Source organism: Saccharothrix sp. NPDC042600 (assembly GCF_040647305.1).
GTDB lineage: Bacteria > Actinomycetota > Actinomycetes > Mycobacteriales > Pseudonocardiaceae > Actinosynnema > Actinosynnema mutabilis.
The window spans coordinates 1-17,848 of sequence record NZ_JBEZBW010000018.1; the positions used below are offsets into that span (position 1 = coordinate 1).

The window sequence follows — 17,848 nt, forward strand, 5'->3', positions numbered from 1 at the left end:
AGCTGACCGCGCCGCCCAGTTCGGCGTCGGCGGCGGTGCCCTCGTGCGACGCCACGGCCAGCCTGCGCCCGCAGGGGCCGTTGCCGGCGGCGGGGCAGATGCCGGCCGGGTCGACGATGGAGCGGATCGTCCGCAACGGCCGGCTGCGGGTCGGGGTGGACCAGAACACCTACCTGATGGGGTTCCGCAACCCGTTCTCCGGGCAGCTGGAGGGCTTCGACGTCGACATGGCGCGGGAGGTCGCGCGGGCGCTGTTCGGCGACCCGGAGAAGATCCAGTTCAAGGTGTTGACCTCCGAGCAGCGCATCCCGACCTTGGAGCGCGGCGAAGTGGACATCGTCGTGCGCACCATGACGATCAACTGCGAGCGGTGGCAGAAGGTGAACTTCTCCACCGTCTACTACCAGGCCGGGCAGCGGGTGCTGGTGCCCTCCTCCTCCGACGCGACCGGGATCGAGTCGCTGGGCGGGAAGAAGGTGTGCGCGACCAGGGGGTCTTCGTCGCTGGTGAACGTGGCCAACGCGCCGTCGCGGCCGATCGCGGTGGAGGTGCCGAACTGGACCGACTGCCTGGTGATGCTGCAACAGGGCCAGGTGGACGCGATCTCCACCGACGACACGATCCTGGCCGGGTTCGCCGCGCAGGACCCGTACACGAAGGTCGTCGGGCCGCAGTTCACCGCCGAGCCCTACGGGATGGCGGTGCCCAAGGCGTCGGAGGACTTCGTCCGGTTCGTCAACGCCCTGCTGGAGCGGCTGCGCGCGGACGGCACGTGGGCGCAGGTCCACCGGCGGTGGCTGGGCGAGCCGCCCGCGCCGCCGGTCGCGAAGTACCGGGACTGACCGTGGTGGACACCGGCGCGGAGGTGGCGCGGCTGCTGGCGGAGAGCGACCGGGTGGCCCAGGCGCTGCTGGCCATGGAGGACCACCCGGGGCACCTGCTGCTGCGCGGCTCGGGCGTGACCGGCGCGACGGCCGCGCGGTGGGCGGGGGCCGAGGCGGCGGTGGTCGTGCTGTGGGAGTGGTTCGACACCTACCGGTCGTTCCTGGACGACGTGCGCGCCACCAGTGACCAGGCGGTGCTGGCGCGGCTGTTGACCGGCCCCGAAGTGGTGCTGTCGGCGGCGGTGCCGGTGCGGACGTTGACCTCGCCGGCGGTGGCGGCCGAGCGGGTGACCGTGGCGGAGCTGGTGGCGCGGATGAAGGCGCACTACGCCGAGGTGACCGCGTTGTTCGAGGAGGTCCACCGGGCGTGGTCGGCGCGGCTGGCGGTGCTCGACCCGCTGGAGCGCCGCCTGGCGGGGCTGGGCGGGACGCGGGTCGAGCGGTTGCGCCGGGAGCTGGCCGCCGCGCACGACCGGGCGGTGTCCGACCCGCTGGAGCCCGACCCGGGCCTGGCCGAGCTGGCGCGCCGGGTGGCGGAGGAGGCGGACCTGCACGCGGGGTTCGCCGCGCGGGTCGAGGCGGTGGCGCGGCGGTTGGCCGAGGCGGACGCGCTGCGCGGGGAGGCGCTCGCGGTGCGGCGGGAGGTGGTCGGCAAGATCGTCGGCGATCACCCGGACGTGCCGGAAGTTTCCGGGCCGCGCGGGGCACTGGAGGCGCTGCGGGTGCGTTTCCCTGAGGTACGCGAGGCGGAGGTGGAGCGGGTGGAGTCGGCGGCGCGGGCCGTGGCGGACCGGGTCCGGGCGGTGCTGGAGCACCTGTCCGGGTCGCTGGCGCGCCGCGCCGAGCTGCGCGGACGCCTGGACGCCTACCGCGCCAAGGCCGGCGCCCGGGGGCACGGGGAGGACGCGGAGCTGTCGGCGCTGCACCGGGCGGCGCGGGCGGCGCTGGACGGGACGCCGTGCGACCTGCGGGCGGCGACGGTGGCGGTGGCCCGCTACCAGCGCGGGGTGCTGGACCGCACGGAGGGGGCGCGATGAGCACGCTCGACGGGCCGGCGGCCGGTGTGATGAGGACGTGTCCGCGGACCGGGTGCGGCGGGCGCATCGAGGACGACGGCTTCTGCGACCGCTGCGGCCTGGAAGCCCCCGTGCTGCCCGACACCGCCCCGGCTCCCGCGCCGGCCGGCGCGCGCGGCGGGTCGGTGCGCGGTGGATCGGGGCGTGGCGGGTCGGTCGGCGCGGGGTCGTCGGGGACCGCGGCCGCCGTGCCCGACTTCGACTCCGGGCCGGGCACCGCGCCCTGGTCCGCCTCGACGGCGTCGGCGGGGCGGTCGCGGCCGTTGTCCACCCGGTCCTCGGGGCGCGGCCGGTTGGGCGCGGGGCTGGTGGAGGTGCCGCGGGTGCCCTACCGGGACCCGAAGACGGCCGTGCTGGCCGACCCCGAGGTGCCCGAGGCGAAGCGGTTCTGCTCCTCCTGCGGCAAGGAGGTCGGGCGGGGCCGGGACGGGCGGCCGGGCCGGGTGGAGGGGTTCTGCCCGCACTGCGGCCACCACTTCTCCTTCACGCCCAAGCTCGAACCCGGCGAGGTGCTGCACGAGCAGTACGAGGTGCTGGGGTGCCTCGCGCACGGCGGGCTGGGCTGGATCTACCTGGCCGCCGACCACGCCGTGAGCGACCGGTGGGTGGTGCTCAAGGGCCTGCTGGACTCCGGGGACGCCGACGCGATGGCCGCCGCGATGGCCGAGCGCCGGTTCCTGGCCGAGGTCGAGCACCCGAACATCGTCAAGATCCACAACTTCGTGCGGCACGCCGACCGCGCCACCGGCGAGCTGGTCGACTACATCGTGATGGAGTACGTCGGCGGCACGTCGGTCAAGGACATGATCAAGTCGATGCGGGCGGCCGGCACCGGGTCGGAGTCGCTGCCGGTGGCGCAGGCGATCGCCTACGCGCTGGAGGTGCTGCCCGCGTTGGGCTACCTGCACGGCGTGGGCCTGCTCTACTGCGACTTCAAGCCGGACAACGTGATCCAGACCGAGGAGCAGCTCAAGCTGATCGACCTGGGCGCGGTGCGCCGCGTGGACGACCGCCACTCCCCCATCTACGGCACGATCGGCTACCAGGCCCCCGAGATCGGCACGATCGGCCCGTCGGTGGCCTCCGACCTCTACACGGTGGGCCGGGCGCTGGCGGTGATGAGCTTCCAGTTCGACTTCCGCGGCAGGCACAAGGAGTCGCTGCCCGAGGACCAGCCGGTGCTGCGCCGGCACGACTCGTTCCGCCGCTTCCTGCTCCGGGCCACCCACCGCGACCCGGAGCAGCGGTTCGCCTCCGCCGAGGACATGGCCGAGCAGCTGACCGGGGTGCTGCGGGAGGTGTTGGCGCAGCAGGACGAGGTGCCGCGGCCGGGGGTGTCGCGGCAGTTCACGCCGGAGCGGCGGGCGTTCGGCACCGAGGGCGCGCCGGGGGCGTGCGCGGTGGCGGGGTGCCTGCCGGTGCCGCAGGTGGACACCGCGGACCCGGCGGCGGGGTTCCTGGCCACCGCGACCACCGGCGACCCGGACCAGCTCGTCACGGCGCTGCGGGCGGCGCCGGTGACGACCGTGGAGGTGCGGTTGCAGGTGGTGCGGGCGTTGATCGAGGCCGACCGGGTGGCCGAGGCGGTGGCGGAGCTGGACGAGCTGGAGTCGCCGCCGCTGTTCGACCCCGACGACCCGCGGGCCCCGGCGCCGGGCGACTGGCGGCCGGGCTGGTACCGGGGGTTGGCGGCGCTGGTCGGCGGGGACGCCGCGGCGGCGCGGGAGCGGTTCGAGCAGGTGTGCGACGTGCTGCCGGGCGAGGCGGCGCCGAAGCTGGCGGTGGCGGTCGCGGCGGAGCTGGCCGGGGACCGGGCGGCGGCACAGGCGTGCTACCGGGTGGTGTGGCGCACCGACCACGCCTACGTCAGCGCCGCGTTCGGGTTGGCGCGGGTGTTGTTGGCGGCCGGTGACCGGGAGTCCGCGGTGGCGGTGCTGCACTCGGTGCCGGAGACCTCCAGCCACCACGTGGCGGCGCAGGTGGCGGCGGTGCGGGCGCTGGCCGGGGGCGGGCCGGCCGACGTGGTCGCCGCGGGCGCCCGCCTGTCCGGGTTGGAGCTGGACGTGGCGCGCCGGGTCGGGCTGACCGCGGAGTTGCTGCGCACGGCGCTGGAGTCGTTGCCGCGCAACGGTTCCCGCCCGCCCGACGACCGGCTGCTGGGCTGCGAGTTCAGCGAGCGGGGGCTGCGGCTGGGCCTGGAGCGGGCCTACCGGCAGCTCGCGCGGCTGGCCGACACGCCGGAGGAGCGGATCGCGCTGGTGGACCGCGCCAACGAGGTCAGACCCAGGACGCTCGTGTGACGCCCCCGGCGGCCCGCCCGTCCGAACCCGAACCGACCGATGATCCCCGAGATGAGCACCGAATGAGCATGGAGACCTGCCCGGAGTGCGCGGCGGCGGTGTCGCCGCAGGACCGCTTCTGCGAGGAGTGCGGGCGCAACCTGCGCGTGCAGCGCACCGTCGTGGGCGGCCCGGAGGCCGTGGCGCGGTGCGCGTGCGGCGGCGCCGCCGGGTTCGACGCGGACGGGTTCTGCGGTGACTGCGGCCGGGCGCGGCCGTCGGCGCGCGACCGGGTGGAGTTCGTGCTGCCGGGGCTGGCCGGGGTCAGCGACCGGGGCAGGCGGCGGCAGCGCAACGAGGACTCGATGGCGTTCGGCCGGGTCCGGGGGCGCGGGGTCGCGGCGGTGGTGTGCGACGGGGTGGCGTCCTCCGAACGCGCGGAGCAGGCGTCGCAGGTCGCGGTGGACACGGCGGTGGACGTGCTGCTGACCGCGGTGCAGTCGGGCGCGGACCCGGAGGCGGCGACGCGGGACGCGGTGCTGGCGGCGGACGCGGCGGTGGCGCGGCTGGCGCGGCCGGGCGCGGAGGAGGTGGCGCCGTCGTGCACGTTCGTCTCGGCGGTGGTGGCCGACGACACCGCGACCGTGGGCTGGGTGGGCGACTCGCGCGCCTACCTGGTGGCCGAGGCGGGCGCGGCGCGGCTGACCACCGACGACACGTGGGCGGCGCAGCTGGTCGCCGAGGGGGTGCTGACCGAGGAGGAGGCGCTGACCGACCGGCGGGCGCACGTGCTGTCGCGGTGGCTAGGCGCGGACTCGGGGCTCGACGGCCCGCAGTCGGTGACCTTCCGGGTGGAGACGCCGGGGGTGCTGGTGCTGTGCAGCGACGGGCTGTGGAACTACCTGCCCGAGCCGGAGGACCTGCTGGCGGCGATGCCGCGCGGGGTGCCGCCGGTGGAGGTGGCGCGGGAGCTGGTGGAGGTCGCGTTGAAGGCCGGTGGCCACGACAACATCACGGTCGTGGTCGTGACGCTGCGGGGTGGGCATGGCGCTTGATTTCGCCGTCGAGGTGTTCCAGAACGAGTACCTGCCCGAGGGGGCGGCCGAGGTCAACGCGATCCTGACGGTGTCGGCGACGGGGACCGCCGCGCCGGCCGCGGTCGGGGACGCGGCGGAGGTGCTGATCGTCGACACGTCCGGGTCGATGCGGTACCCGCCGACCAAGCTCGCGGCGGCGAAGCAGGCCACCGAGGTCGCGATCGACACGCTGCGCGACGGGGTGCTGTTCGCGGTGCTGCGCGGCACGGACGAGGCGGAGGTGGTCTACCCGCCGGGGGCGGGGTTGGTGGCGGCGTCGCCGCGGACGCGGACGGCGGCCAAGCAGGCGGTGGCGCGGCTACGCGCGGACGGCGGCACGGCGATGGGCCGGTGGCTGCTGCTGGCCGACCGGGTGCTGGCCGGGCACGCGGGGTTGCGGCACGCGATCCTGTTGACCGACGGGCAGAACCAGCACGAGACGCCCGAGCGGCTGACCCGCGCGCTGGACCGGGTCGCGGGCCGGTTCACCGTGGACTGCCGCGGCGTGGGCACGGACTGGGAGGTCGCGGAGCTGCGGCGGATCTCCGAGGCGATGCTGGGGACGGTGGACATCGTGGCCGACCCGGCGGGGCTGGCCGAGGACTTCCGGGCGATGACGGCGGCGGCGATGGGCAAGGCGGTGGCCGACGTGTCGCTGCGGCTGTGGACGCCGGAGGGCGCGGAGGTGGTGTTCCTCAAGCAGGCCGCGCCGGGGTTGCGGGACCTGACCGGCCGGCGCGCCGAGTCCGGGGTGCGCACCGGGGACTACCCGACCGGCGCGTGGGCCGGCGGCGAGAGCCGCGACTACCACCTGTGCGTGCGGGTGAAGCCCGCGAAGGTCGGCGACCGGATGCTGGCGGCGCGGGCGAGCCTGGTGTCGGCCGACGGTGCGGTGCTGGGGCAGGGCCGGGTGCTGGCGGTGTGGACCGACGACACGGCGCTGTCCACGCGGATCAGCGCGGAGGTCGCGCACTACACCGGGCAGGCGGAGCTGGCGTCGGCGATCCAGGAGGGCTTGGAGGCGCGCAAGGCCGGCGACGCGGAGACCGCGACCGCGCGGTTGGGGCGGGCGGTGAAGCTCGCGCACGAGTCGGGCAGCACGGACACGGCGAAGCTGCTGGCGAAGGTCGTGGAGGTGCAGGACCCGGCGACGGGGACGGTGCGGCTGCGCTCGCGGGTGGCCGACGCGGACGAGATGACCCTGGACACCCGCTCGACGGTGACCCGCCGGGTCGGGAAGGGCTGACGCGATGGCGACCTGCCCGTCCGGCCACACCTCGGCCACCGACGACTACTGCGACGTGTGCGGCACGGCCATCGCCGACCCGCCGCCCGCGCCCGTCACGCCACCGGCGCCCGAGCCCGGGGACACGTGCGCGGCCTGCGGAGCGCCCCGGGTGGGCCGCTTCTGCGAGGACTGCGGCCACGACTCCCTGACCCCGCCGCCCACTCCGCCCCGGCCCGACCCGGTCCGGCCGGCATCGGCCCAGCCCGAACCGGCCCCGGCGGGATCGGCCGAGCGGTGGCACGTCACGGTCGAGGCCGATCGCGCCTACTTCGACCGCGTGGTCGAGGACGGCGGCCCGGACGCGACCGCCCTGGACTTCCCGCCGTTCTGCCCGCCGCGCCGCTTCGACCTGGTCGGCCCGCAGGTCACGATCGGCCGCCGCAGCCGGTCGCGCGGCATCTTCCCCACCGTGGACCTGGTCGGCCCGCCCGAGGACCCCGGCGTCTCGCACAGCCACGCCCTGCTGGTCCCGACCGGCGACGGCTGGTCGGTGGTGGACCTCGGCTCGACCAACGGCACGACCGTGAACGACGAGCCGAACCCGTTGCGCCCCAACACCCCGCGCCCGCTGGCCGACGGCGACCGGATCCACGTGGGCGCGTGGACCACGATCACCCTGCGCCGCACGCCCTGAACGCGACGAAGTCAGCGGGGGACGGCGTCCAGGGCCTTGAAGACGCGTTTGTCCGACACGCTGCCCCGGGTCGGGATGGTCTGGGCGAAGTAGCTCAGCCGCAGCTCCTCGATCATCCACCGCACCTCGTCCAGCTCCGGCTGCGGCTCGTCGGCGGGCAGGGCCGCGCGCAGGTCCCGGTACTCGGCGTGGACCTCGTGCACGCGGTCCATCCACTCGCGGTCGCGGGCGAGGTTGGTGGGCAGCTTCTCCAGGCGGCGGGAGATGCCCTGCAGGTAGCGGTGCGTGTCGGACAGGCGCGCCGCTCCCGCGGCGGTGACGAAACCCTGGTGCACCAGGCCCCTGAGCTGGGCGCGGACGTCGGCCAGGGAGTCCTCGTAGGCGCTGCCCTTGATGCCGGACAGGCGCAGTTCCGCGTCCTGGGCGGCGTCCAGGACGTTGCGGACCTCGCGGACCACCTCGAACACCGTCTCGCCCAGGTACTTGCGGACGTAGTCGGTCAGCCGGGCGAAGCCGCGCGCGTCCCACGCCGGGCCGCCGGCGGAGGTGACCAGGTGGTCCACGGCGGCGGAGATGCAGTCGGCGAGGAGGTTGGCCACGCCGCCGTGCGGGTTGCGGGTGAGCGTGAGCTTCTCGGCGTTGGTCAGGCCGCGTTGCAGCATCTTCACCGGTGAGGGCACGGTGAGCAGCAGCAGGCGGCGGGTGCCGGCGCGCATGGCGTGGGCCTGGCGGCCGGGGGTGTCGAGGATCTCGATGGCGACGCTGTCGCCCTTGTCGACCAGCGCGGGGTAGGCGGTGACGGTGATGCCGGACTGCTCCTCCCGCACCGTGCGGGGCAGCGCGTCGAAGTCCCAGCTGGTGATGCCGGTGCGGGTCAGGCTCGCCGCGGCGGCGGCCAGGGACTCGCGCAGCCGGCCGCGCAGTTGCCGCTTGAGCGCCGCGAGGTCCTTGCCCTGCGCGAGGGCGCGGTCCTGCTCGTCCACGACCTGGAAGGTGAGCTTGAGGTGTTCGGGGACCTGGTCGAGCTGCCAGTCCTCGCGCGTCACGATCACGCCGGTGAGCTTGGTGAGCTGGCGTTCCAGGGCCGGCAGCAGGGGTTCGTCGGGGCTGATGCCGGTCAGGGCGGCGGCGGCGACGTCGGGCACGGGCACGAAGTTGCGCCGGATCGTCTTGGGCAGCGACCGGATCAGCGCGACCACCAGGTCCGTGCGCATCCCCGGCACCTGCCAGGACAGCGAGTCGTCGGGCAGCGCGGTCAACGCGGGCAGCGGCAGCCGCACGGTGACGCCGTCCACGGCCGCGCCCGGCTCGAACCGGTAGGACAGCGGCAGGGTCAGCCCGCCGCGGGTGAGCTGGTCGGGGTAGGCGTCGGGTTCGACCTCGGCGCGGTCGTTGACCAGCATCGCCTTGTCGAAGGTCAACAGCTCCGGCTGGGCGGGGCGGGTCTTCTTCCACCACGTGTCGAAGTGCCGGGCGGACACGACCTCCGCGCCGACGCGCTGGTCGTAGAAGTCGAACAGCACCTCGTCGTCCACGACGATGTCGCGCCGCCGCGCCCGGTTCTCCAGCTCGGCGACCTCCTCCAGCAACGCCCGGTTGTGGTGGAAGAACTTGTGGTGGGTGGTCCACTCCCCCTGCACCAGGGCGTGCCGGATGAACAGCTCGCGGGACGCCTCCGGGTCGATGCGCCCGTAGTTGACCCGCCGCCCGGCGACGATCGGCACCCCGTACAGCGTCACCTTCTCCAGCGCCATCACCGCGCCGCGCTTGGCGTCCCACGCCGGTTCGCTGTAGGTGCGCTTGACCAGGTGCTCGGCGAGCTTCTCGGCCCACTCGGGTTCGATGCGGGCGACGATGCGGCCCCACAGCCGGGAGGTCTCGACCAGTTCGGCGGCCATCACCCACTGGGGTGGTTTGCGGAACAGGGCGGAGCCGGGGAAGATCGCGAACTTCGCGTTGCGGGCGCCCAGGTACTCGGTGGCCTGCCGCTTGCCCGGTTCGCGCTTGAGCACGTCCTTGACGCCGATGTGGGACAACAGGCCCGACAGCAGCGAGACGTGGATGCCGCGCGGGTCGGCGGGCTGCTCGTTGACGTGCACGCCCAGGGTCTTCGCGACCTGCCGCAGCTGCTGGTAGATGTCCTGCCACTCGCGCACGCGCAGGTAGTTGAGGAACTCGTTGCGGCACAGCCTGCGGAACTGGTTGGACGACAGCGCCTTCTGCTGCTCGCGCAGGTGGGTCCACAGGTTCAGGTAGGCCAGGAAGTCCGACTCCGGGTCCCTGAACCGGGCGTGCAGCTCGTCGGCGGCCTGCTGCTTGTCCGACGGGCGTTCCCGCGGGTCCTGGATGGACAGCGCGGCGGCGATGACCATGACCTCGCGGACGCAGCCGTTGCGGTCGGCCTCCAGCACCATCCGCGCCAGGCGCGGGTCGACGGGGAGCTGGGCGAGCTTGCGGCCCAACGGGGTGAGCTTCTGCTCGCCGGGCACGATCGCGCCCAGCTCCTGGAGCAGCTGCACGCCGTCGTTGATGTTGCGCGCGTCGGGCGGGTCGATGAACGGGAACGCCGCGATGTCGCCCAGGCCGATCGCGGTCATCTGCAGGATGACCGAGGCGAGGTTGGTGCGCAGGATCTCCGGGTCGGTGAACTCCGGGCGCGCGTCGAAGTCGTCCTCGCTGTAGAGGCGGACGCAGATGCCCTCCGACACGCGCCCGCAGCGGCCCTTGCGCTGGTTGGCCGACGCCTGCGACACCGGTTCGATGGGCAGCCGCTGCACCTTGAGCCGGTTGCTGTAGCGGGAGATGCGCGCGGTGCCCGGATCGACCACGTACTTGATGCCCGGCACGGTCAGCGACGTCTCCGCGACGTTGGTCGCCAGCACCACCCGCCGGCCCCGGTGCGGCTGGAACACGCGGTGCTGCTCGCCGAAGGACAGCCGCGCGTACAGCGGCAGGATCTCGGTGGAGGGCAGCTCCAGCGCGGCGAGCGCGTCGGCGGTGTCGCGGATCTCCCGTTCGCCGGACAGGAACACCAGCACGTCGCCGGGCCCCTCGGCCTGGAGTTCGCGCACCGCGTCGCAGATGGCCTGGGTCTGGTCGCGGTCCGGGTCGGCGTCGGGGTCGTCCGGGTCCACGACCGGGCGGTACCGGACCTCGACCGGGTAGGTGCGGCCGGAGACCTCGATGATCGGCGCGTCGCCGAAGTGCCGCGAGAACCGCTCCGGGTCGATCGTGGCGGAGGTGATCACGACCTTGAGGTCCGGGCGGCGGGGCAGCAGCTGCTTGAGGTAGCCCAGCAGGAAGTCCACGTTGAGGCTGCGCTCGTGCGCCTCGTCGATGATGATCGTGTCGTAGCGGGACAGCATCCGGTCGGTCTGGATCTCGGCCAGCAGGATGCCGTCGGTCATCAGCTTGACCAGCGTGTCGTCACCGGACTGGTCGGTGAACCGGACCTTGAACCCCACCGCCGAGCCCAGCTCGGTGCCCAGCTCCTGCGCCACCCGCTCGGCGACCGTGCGCGCCGCGAGCCGCCGCGGCTGGGTGTGGCCGATCTGGCCGAGCACGCCCCGCCCCAGCTCCAGGCAGATCTTCGGGATCTGGGTGGTCTTGCCCGACCCGGTCTCGCCGGCGACGATCACCACCTGGTGGTCGCGGATCAGCGCGGCGATGTCGTCCTTGCGCGCCGACACCGGCAGCTCGGCCGGGTAGGTGATCTTCGGCACGGCTTCGCGGCGCAGCGCCACGCGCAGCTCGGCCTGCTCGACCTCGGCGGCGATCTCGGCGTGCACGGCGGCGCGCGCCTTCTCGTCGCGGACCTTGCGCGCGCCCTCCAGCCTGCGGCGCAGCCGCCGCTGGTCCCGGGTCATCAGGTCGGACAGGCGTCGGTGCAGGTCGGGGTGCGCGGTGGTGTTCATGCTGCCGATCAGGATAGAGGTGCGGGTCCGGGCGGGTCTGCTCGATTATCCGCCCGGACCCCCGCCGCACCGGTGGCGCGCGCCCCTACCGCCGGTACGGCGAGCCCCCGTCGTGGACGGCGTCCACCAGGCCCTCCAGCTTCGCCAGCAGCACCCGCTGCAGGCCGGGCCCGAAGCTGACCCGCGCGACCCCCAGCCCGCCCAGCCGCGCCGGGGTCGGCCCGTCGGGGGTGTGGGCGACGTTCACCGGCCCGCCCACCGCCCGGCAGAACTCCTCGACCCGGTCCGCGGGCAACCCGATCGGGTACACGCAGTCCGCGCCCGCGGCCAGGTACGCCCGCGCCCGCGCCACGCCCTCCTCGACGTCGCGGCCGCCGTGCACGAACACGTCCACGCGGGCGTTGATGACCACGTGCGGGTCGGCGGCGCGCACCGCGCCCAGGAACTCGACCTGCGCGGCCAGGTCGACCATCTCCTCGGTGGCGGGTTCGGAGTCCTCCAGGTTGCAGCCCACCGCGCCCGCGTCCGCCAGGCGTGCGGCGATCTGCGCCGGGTCGAGCCGGTAGCCGCGTTCGATGTCCGCGGTGACCGGCACGTCCACCGCCCGCGCCACGCGGGCCACCGCCGCGAACGCCTCCTCGGCGGGCATGCCCTCGCCGTCGCCGTAGCCCAGCGCCGCCGACACCGCCGCGCTCGCCGTCGCGACCGCCGGGAACCGGGCCGCCACCACCTTCGCCGACGCGGCGTCCCACACGTTCGGCAGCACGACCGGCGTCCCGGGCACGTGCAGGGCGCGCAGCACCGACGCCTTCTCCTCGCGGGTGATCATGCGCGACACCCTAGGCACCCGTTGGCACCTTGCTAAGGTCCAATCCCGTGTCACAACCGTGGGCCACTTCCGGCGTGGACCTCCACCTGGACCTCGACCCGGGCACCGGCCGCCGCACCGGCCTGGAGCACGCCCTGCGCGACGCCATCCGCGCCGGCCGCCTGGCCCCCGGCGCCCGCCTGCCCGCCACCCGCCGCCTCGCCGTCGAACTGGGCCTGGCCCGCAACACCGTCGCCGCCGCCTACGACCAACTCGTCGCCGAGGGCTACCTGACCGCCCGCCGCGGCGCCGGCACCCGCGTCGCCACCCTCCCCGAATCCGCGACCCCCGAATCCGCGACCCCCGGCCCCACCACCCCCGCCGCGGGCCCCGACACCACCGCACCCCGCCTGGACCTGCGACCGGGCTGCCCCGACGTCACCACCTTCCCCACCACCGCCTGGCTGCGCGCCACCCGCCGCGCCCTGCTCGCCGCACCCGCCACCGTCCACAGCTACGGCGACCCCCGCGGCCTGCCCGGCCTGCGCCACGCCCTCGCCGAATACCTCGGCCGCACCCGCGGCGTGCACGCCGACCCCACGAACATCGTCGTCACCTGCGGCTACGTCCACGGCCTGGCGCTGCTGGCGAGCGTGCTGGACGGGCCGGTCGCCATGGAGGACCCCGGGCTGCCGTTCCACCGCGACGTCGTGCGCCGCGCCGGCCGCACCGTCGTACCCCTGCCCGTGGACGACGACGGCGCGCACTCCTTCCCCGACCACGTGGCCGCCGCCGTCGTCACCCCCGCCCACCAGTACCCCACCGGCGTCCCCCTGCACCCCACCCGCCGCCACGCCCTGGTCGACTGGGCCCGCGACACCGGCGCGATCGTGGTCGAGGACGACTACGACGGCGAGTTCCGCTACGACCGCCAACCCCTCGGCGCCGTCCAGGGCACCGCCCCCGACCACGTCGTCTACGCCGGCAGCGCCTCCAAGACCCTCGGCCCCGGCGTCCGGCTGGGCTGGCTGGTCCTGCCGCCGCGCCTGGTCGAACCCGTCGTCGAGGCCCGCCGCCACACCGACCTCATCACCGCCGCGCCCACCCAGCTCGCCCTGGCCGACCTGATCACCAGCCACGCCTACGACCGGCACATCCGCGCCTGCCGCCTGCGCTACCGCCGCCGCCGCGACCACCTGCTCGCCGCGCTCGACGGCCACACCGCCCTCGGCGTGTCCGCCGGCCTGCACGCCGTGGTCCCCCACCCCGACGAGACCGCCGTCCTGGCCGCCGCGACCGCCGAAGGCCTCGCCCTCGGCGGCCTGCGCGACCACTGGCACGACCCCGAAGGCCGCCCGGGCGGCGTCATCGTCGGCTACGGCACCCCCGCCGAACACGCCTGGCGACCCGCCCTGGCCGCCCTCACCCGCGCCCTCGCCACCCGCCGGATCACGGCGTGAGCCCCACCGCCGCCGAGAACGACCCGTCCATGTGGAACGGCACCGAGGTGTGCTCGTGCGCGATCCGCCACACCCCCGCCACCCGCCGCAGGCACACCGTCGACCGGAACCACAGGTCGAACCGCTCCGGGTAGCCCTGCGGCAACGCCGACATCCGGTTGAGGCTGTGGCAGAACGCCACGTCCCCCTCCGCCACCACCGCCAACTCCCGCACCTCGTAGTCCACCGCGCTCGCGAACGTCGCGAACCACTCCCGCAACGACCCCGGGTCGGTCAACCCGCGGTGCGCCAACGGCGGCGCCATCGTGAACGCCACCGCCTCCGGCAGGTAGTCCGCCGCCAACGCCTCCGCGTCCCCCGCCCGCACCGCCGCCGCCCGCCGCGCCACCAGCTCCTCGATCTCCCGCACGTCCCGCTCCCGTCACGCACCGGCACCCCCGACGGGCACCGCTCACCCCGGACGTAGAAGCTGGACCCGAGTTCTCGACACGACCCGGGGAGGAAATCCGTGAAGTACGTCATCCTCATCTACGGCAACCCCGAATCCCGCGCCATCTGGGACAACCTGCCCGCAGAGGAACGCGCCCGCGGCCTGGAGGACTACCAGCGCCTCGACGAAGACCTCGCCGACTCCGGCGAACTCGTCGTCAGCGAAGCCCTCGCCGACCACGCCCAGACCAAGCGCCTGGTCGTCCGCGACGGCCAGAAGACCACCACCGACGGCCCCTTCGCCGAGGCCAAGGAACTGCTCGCCGGGTTCTACCTGGTCGACGTCGAGAACATCGACCGCGCCGTCGAGATCGCCTGGCGCGTCCCCGAAGCCCGGCTCGGCCTGGTCGAGGTCCGCCCCGTCATGACCCTCGGCGACTTCCTCCAGTGACCCTCGAAACCCTCCTGCGCGACCTCGCGCCCCAGGTCCTCGCCATCCTCGTCCGCCACCACGGCGACTTCGCCGACTGCGAGGACGCCGTCCAGGAAGCCCTGCTCGCCGCCACCACCCAGTGGCCGACCAACGGCGTCCCCGACAACCCCAAGGCGTGGCTGGTCACCGTCGCCTCCCGCCGCCGCATCGAGACCTGGCGCCAGGACACCGCCCGCACCCGCCGCGAACACACCGCCGCCACCCTCACCCCACCCGACCCCGACCCACCCCTCGGCGTCGACGACACCCTCACCCTGTTCGAACTGTGCTGCCACCCCGCCCTGACCCCACCCTCCCGGGTCGCCCTCACCCTGCGCGCCGTCGGCGGCCTGACCACCGCCGAGATCGCCCGCGCCTTCCTGGTCCCCGAAACCACCATCGCCCAACGCATCAGCCGCGCCAAGGCCAAGATCAAGGGCAACGGCTTCACCCGACCCGACGACCACGACGCCGTCCGCCACGTCCTCTACCTGATCTTCACCGAAGGCCACACCGCCAGCTCCGGCACCCACCTCAACCGCGTCGACCTCACCACCGAAGCCATCCGCCTGACCCGCCTGCTGCCCCACGACGGCGAAACCGACGGCCTGCTCGCCCTCATGCTGCTCACCGACGCCCGCCGCCCCGCCCGCACCACCCCCGACGGCGCCCTGGTCCCCCTGGCCGACCAGGACCGCACCCGCTGGGACCACGACGCCATCGCCGAGGGCACCGCCCTGGTCCGCCACGCCCTGGCCACCCACCCCATCGGCCCCTACCAACTCCAAGCCGCCATCGCCGCCGTGCACGCCGAAGCCCCCACCGCCGCCGACACCGACTGGCCCCAGATCCTCACCCTCTACGACCTGCTCAACAGCATCACCCCGGGCCCCATGGTCACCCTCAACCGCATCGTCGCCACCGCCATGGTCCACGGCCCCGACACCGCCCTGACCGCCCTCGACCGGGCCGCGCACGACCCCGCCCTGACCGACCACCACCGCGCCCACGCCGTCCGCGCCCACCTGCTCGACCTCGCCGGCCACCACGACGAGGCCCGCACGCACTACGCACGGGCCGCCGCCCTCACCCGGAGCCTCCCCGAACGCCGCTACCTCGAAACCCGCGCCCGGCGGACCTGATCATCCGATCACCACTCGGCGGGCAACCCCGGCCGGTGCGTCCCGAACGTCCACTCGAACCCCTCCGGGTCCACCACCCGGAACCGGTGGTTCCCCCACTCCGTGCCCGACGGCTCCCACACCGGCACCGCACCCTCCGCCACCGCCCGCCCGAACAGCGCGTCCACCTCCCCGGCGTCCGCCACCGCCAGGTACGCGCCCTGCCCCGACGTGTCCCCCCGCCGCGGCGGGCGCGAACACCCGTCGTGATCGGAGAACACCATCAGCGCCGCACCACCCAACCTCAACTCCGCGTGCGCCACCCCGCCCCGCTCGTCCGGGAACCGCATCGTCGTCTCGAACCCGAACGCCCGCCCCAACCAGTCGATCGCCGCACCGGCGTCCCGGTACCCCAGGTACACGTGCAAAGAAGTCATGCCCGAAACCCTCCCGCCCAACCAGGACGACCACCGCCCTCGATCACCCCGCCACGACCACAAACCGCCGTTCGGCGGATAGCGAACCGGCCTCACTCTCGGTGAGGTGGTCACGTCGATGCGTCGGGGGACCATCGAGGGGGAGACACGACTTTGTTCCGTCCCGTGCCGGTGCCCGCACTCCCACCCAGCACCGCACTGGCCGACCTGGCCATGACCCGCGACGACCACGCCTGGCTCGCCGGCACCACCGGCGTGTTCACCAGCCGCCCCTCCACCCCCCTCGTCCTGCGCTGGACCGGCCTCGACTGGACCGAGGAACCCCTCCCCGAACTGCCCACCCCCGCCAGCCTCGCCGCCATCTCCGCCGCCGCCCCCGACGACGTCTGGGCCGTCGGCAACACCGCCGGCCACCCCCTGGTCCTGCACTACGACGGCACCCGCTGGCACACCGTCACCACACCCCGCATCCCCTGGGCCAAAGCCGTCACCGCCATCACCCCCGACGACGTCCACATCGTCGGCACCGGCGCCGACACCCTCCACTGGAACGGCGCCACCTGGACCCGCGACACCGTCCTGACCTCCGCCCGCGAAACCCTCCACACCATCACCGCCGGCGGACCCGACGACGTCTGGGCCGGCGGCGGCGGCCTCACCGGAGCCGGCCCCGCCACCTACGAGTACCCCGTCCTCGTCCACTGGGACGGCACCACCTGGAACGACCTGCACGGCCCCCGCCTCGACCACGGCCACATCGCCGCCCTCGCCGCCGACGGCCCCCACGACGTCTGGCTCGCCCACGCCCGCGACACCGACGGCCTGCAGATCCACCACTTCGACGGCGACCGCTGGCACCCCGTCCCACCACCCACCGACCCCGACCGCCTCAGCCTCCACGGCGTCGCCGCCCGCTGGACCTGGGGCGTGCGCGCCACCCGGGCCACCTTCGAGACCCGCCCCGCCTACCACCACTGGACCGGCGAGGACTGGACCGAACACCCCCTGCCCGACGACCTGGCCCGCACCTCCGCCTCCCACGTCGGCCTGGCCACCGACGGCACCACCACCTGGGCCTACCTCAAGACCGCGGCCGGCGTGCACGTCCTGCGCCACACCGCGCCGTGACCGCCACAGCCGTGCGAGCCGCCCGCACCCCCGCGACACTGGACGGGTGATCGAACTGACCGCGACCGTCCTGGACACCCCCGACCCGAGGGCACTGGCCCGCTTCTACAGCGAACTCCTCGGCTGGCCCGTGGTCACCGACGAACCCGACTGGGTCACCGTCCGCCCACCCGGCGGCGGCGCGGGCCTGTCCTTCCAGACCGAGCGACGACACGCCCGCCCCACCTGGCCCGCCGGACCCGGCGACCAGCAGATGCAGCTGCACCTGGACATCGAGGTGGACGACCTCGACACCGCCCGCCACCGCGCCGAGGAACTGGGCGCCACCCTCGCCGACTTCCAACCCCAGGACGACGTCCGCGTGCTCCTGGACCCCGCCGGCCACCCGTTCTGCCTCTGGATCCGCACCTGACGTCAACCCCCACCCACCCCCGAGCGTGTACCAGGCAGAACCGCACACACCGAGGGGGAGCAGGTGTCGTTGACCGCCGACGACGCGATGGCCGAGCTGCACCGGCGCGAACGGCCGGGCCTGCTACGCCTCGCCGCGCTCCTCCTCGGTGACCGCGCCCAAGCCGAGGACGTCGTCCAGGACGCCTTCCTCAACACCCACCGCAAACGCGCCACGCTCGACCCCACGACCGCCGCCGGCCACCTGCGCGTCGCGGTCGTCAACGGCGCCCGCACGGCCCACCGCCGCGGTCGCCTCACCTGGCGCCACCACCGCACCGCGAGCCCCGACACACCCGGCCGACACCGACACCACCGCGGCCGACACCGACACCACCGCGGCCGACACCGACACCACCGCGGCCGACACCGACACCACCGCGGCCGACACC

16 protein-coding genes are annotated in these 17,848 nt (G+C 74.5%); 12 read left to right on the forward strand and 4 right to left on the reverse strand.

Annotated elements, in window-relative coordinates; all coding sequences use genetic code 11:
* From AB0A74_RS14665 to AB0A74_RS14690, 6 genes are all read left to right on the forward strand, one after another.
* Positions 1-842: glutamate ABC transporter substrate-binding protein (locus tag AB0A74_RS14665; RefSeq protein WP_358249534.1), on the forward strand; the 842-nt coding region annotated here is incomplete at its 5' end.
* A gap of 2 nt (positions 843-844) precedes the next feature.
* Positions 845-1,921: a hypothetical protein gene (locus tag AB0A74_RS14670; protein WP_358249535.1), complete on the forward strand. Its 1,077-nt coding sequence runs from the start codon at positions 845-847 to the stop codon at positions 1,919-1,921.
* Positions 1,918-4,260 (forward strand): tetratricopeptide repeat protein, encoded by a 2,343-nt coding sequence (locus tag AB0A74_RS14675; RefSeq protein ID WP_358249537.1) that lies wholly within the window; start codon positions 1,918-1,920, stop codon positions 4,258-4,260. Before AB0A74_RS14670 ends, AB0A74_RS14675 begins: the two co-directional genes overlap by 4 nt.
* A 62-nt stretch (positions 4,261-4,322) precedes the next feature.
* The gene (locus tag AB0A74_RS14680) at positions 4,323-5,294 is read left to right on the forward strand and encodes a protein phosphatase 2C domain-containing protein (protein ID WP_358249539.1); all 972 of its coding nucleotides are present in this window, start codon (positions 4,323-4,325) and stop codon (positions 5,292-5,294) included.
* The gene (locus tag AB0A74_RS14685; protein WP_358249541.1) at positions 5,284-6,561 is read left to right on the forward strand and encodes a VWA domain-containing protein; all 1,278 of its coding nucleotides are present in this window, start codon (positions 5,284-5,286) and stop codon (positions 6,559-6,561) included. The genes AB0A74_RS14680 and AB0A74_RS14685 overlap by 11 nt, the downstream gene beginning before the upstream one ends.
* Before the next feature lie 4 nt (positions 6,562-6,565).
* Positions 6,566-7,237 carry an FHA domain-containing protein gene (locus AB0A74_RS14690; protein ID WP_358249543.1) on the forward strand — a complete coding sequence of 224 codons (672 nt, stop codon included), beginning with the start codon at positions 6,566-6,568 and terminating at the stop codon, positions 7,235-7,237.
* Between the two features lie 11 nt (positions 7,238-7,248).
* Here AB0A74_RS14690 and hrpA read toward each other — a convergent pair whose 3' ends face one another.
* Entirely contained in the window at positions 7,249-11,151 is a 3,903-nt protein-coding gene (gene hrpA / locus AB0A74_RS14695) for an ATP-dependent RNA helicase HrpA (protein WP_358249545.1), read from the reverse strand.
* Positions 11,152-11,236: 85 nt separating this feature from the next.
* The gene (locus tag AB0A74_RS14700) at positions 11,237-11,980 is read right to left on the reverse strand and encodes an isocitrate lyase/phosphoenolpyruvate mutase family protein (protein WP_358249547.1); all 744 of its coding nucleotides are present in this window, start codon (positions 11,978-11,980) and stop codon (positions 11,237-11,239) included.
* A 47-nt stretch (positions 11,981-12,027) separates the two neighbouring features.
* On the opposite strand from AB0A74_RS14700, the gene AB0A74_RS14705 reads away from it, so the two are divergent.
* Complete coding sequence (locus tag AB0A74_RS14705) at positions 12,028-13,419, forward strand: PLP-dependent aminotransferase family protein (RefSeq protein ID WP_358249548.1); 1,392 nt, start codon at positions 12,028-12,030, stop codon at positions 13,417-13,419.
* Here AB0A74_RS14705 and AB0A74_RS14710 read toward each other — a convergent pair.
* Positions 13,409-13,828, reverse strand: a complete 420-nt coding sequence (locus AB0A74_RS14710) for a nuclear transport factor 2 family protein (protein WP_358249550.1) — start codon at positions 13,826-13,828, stop codon at positions 13,409-13,411. The two genes, AB0A74_RS14705 and AB0A74_RS14710, sit on opposite strands and share 11 nt — an antisense overlap.
* A gap of 99 nt (positions 13,829-13,927) precedes the next feature.
* On the opposite strand from AB0A74_RS14710, the gene AB0A74_RS14715 reads away from it, so the two are divergent.
* A complete protein-coding gene (locus AB0A74_RS14715) occupies positions 13,928-14,299 on the forward strand; it encodes a YciI family protein (protein WP_358249551.1) in 372 nt (123 codons plus the stop codon).
* Positions 14,296-15,462: a sigma-70 family RNA polymerase sigma factor gene (locus AB0A74_RS14720; RefSeq protein WP_358249553.1), complete on the forward strand. Its 1,167-nt coding sequence runs from the start codon at positions 14,296-14,298 to the stop codon at positions 15,460-15,462. Before AB0A74_RS14715 ends, AB0A74_RS14720 begins: the two co-directional genes overlap by 4 nt.
* Before the next feature lie 8 nt (positions 15,463-15,470).
* On the opposite strand, the gene AB0A74_RS14725 is transcribed toward AB0A74_RS14720, so the two are convergent.
* The gene (locus AB0A74_RS14725) at positions 15,471-15,878 is read right to left on the reverse strand and encodes a VOC family protein (RefSeq protein WP_358249555.1); all 408 of its coding nucleotides are present in this window, start codon (positions 15,876-15,878) and stop codon (positions 15,471-15,473) included.
* A gap of 153 nt (positions 15,879-16,031) precedes the next feature.
* Here AB0A74_RS14725 and AB0A74_RS14730 point away from each other — a divergent pair, with 153 nt between their 5' ends.
* From AB0A74_RS14730 to AB0A74_RS14740, 3 genes are all read left to right on the forward strand, one after another.
* On the forward strand, positions 16,032-17,006 hold the full coding sequence (locus tag AB0A74_RS14730) for a hypothetical protein (protein ID WP_358249556.1): 975 nt from the start codon (positions 16,032-16,034) through the stop codon (positions 17,004-17,006).
* A gap of 49 nt (positions 17,007-17,055) precedes the next feature.
* Entirely contained in the window at positions 17,056-17,418 is a 363-nt protein-coding gene (locus AB0A74_RS14735; protein WP_358249665.1) for a VOC family protein, read from the forward strand.
* 87 nt (positions 17,419-17,505) lie between these two features.
* Positions 17,506-17,848, forward strand: a 343-nt coding sequence (locus AB0A74_RS14740; protein WP_358249667.1) for a sigma factor, incomplete at its 3' end; no start/stop codon positions are given.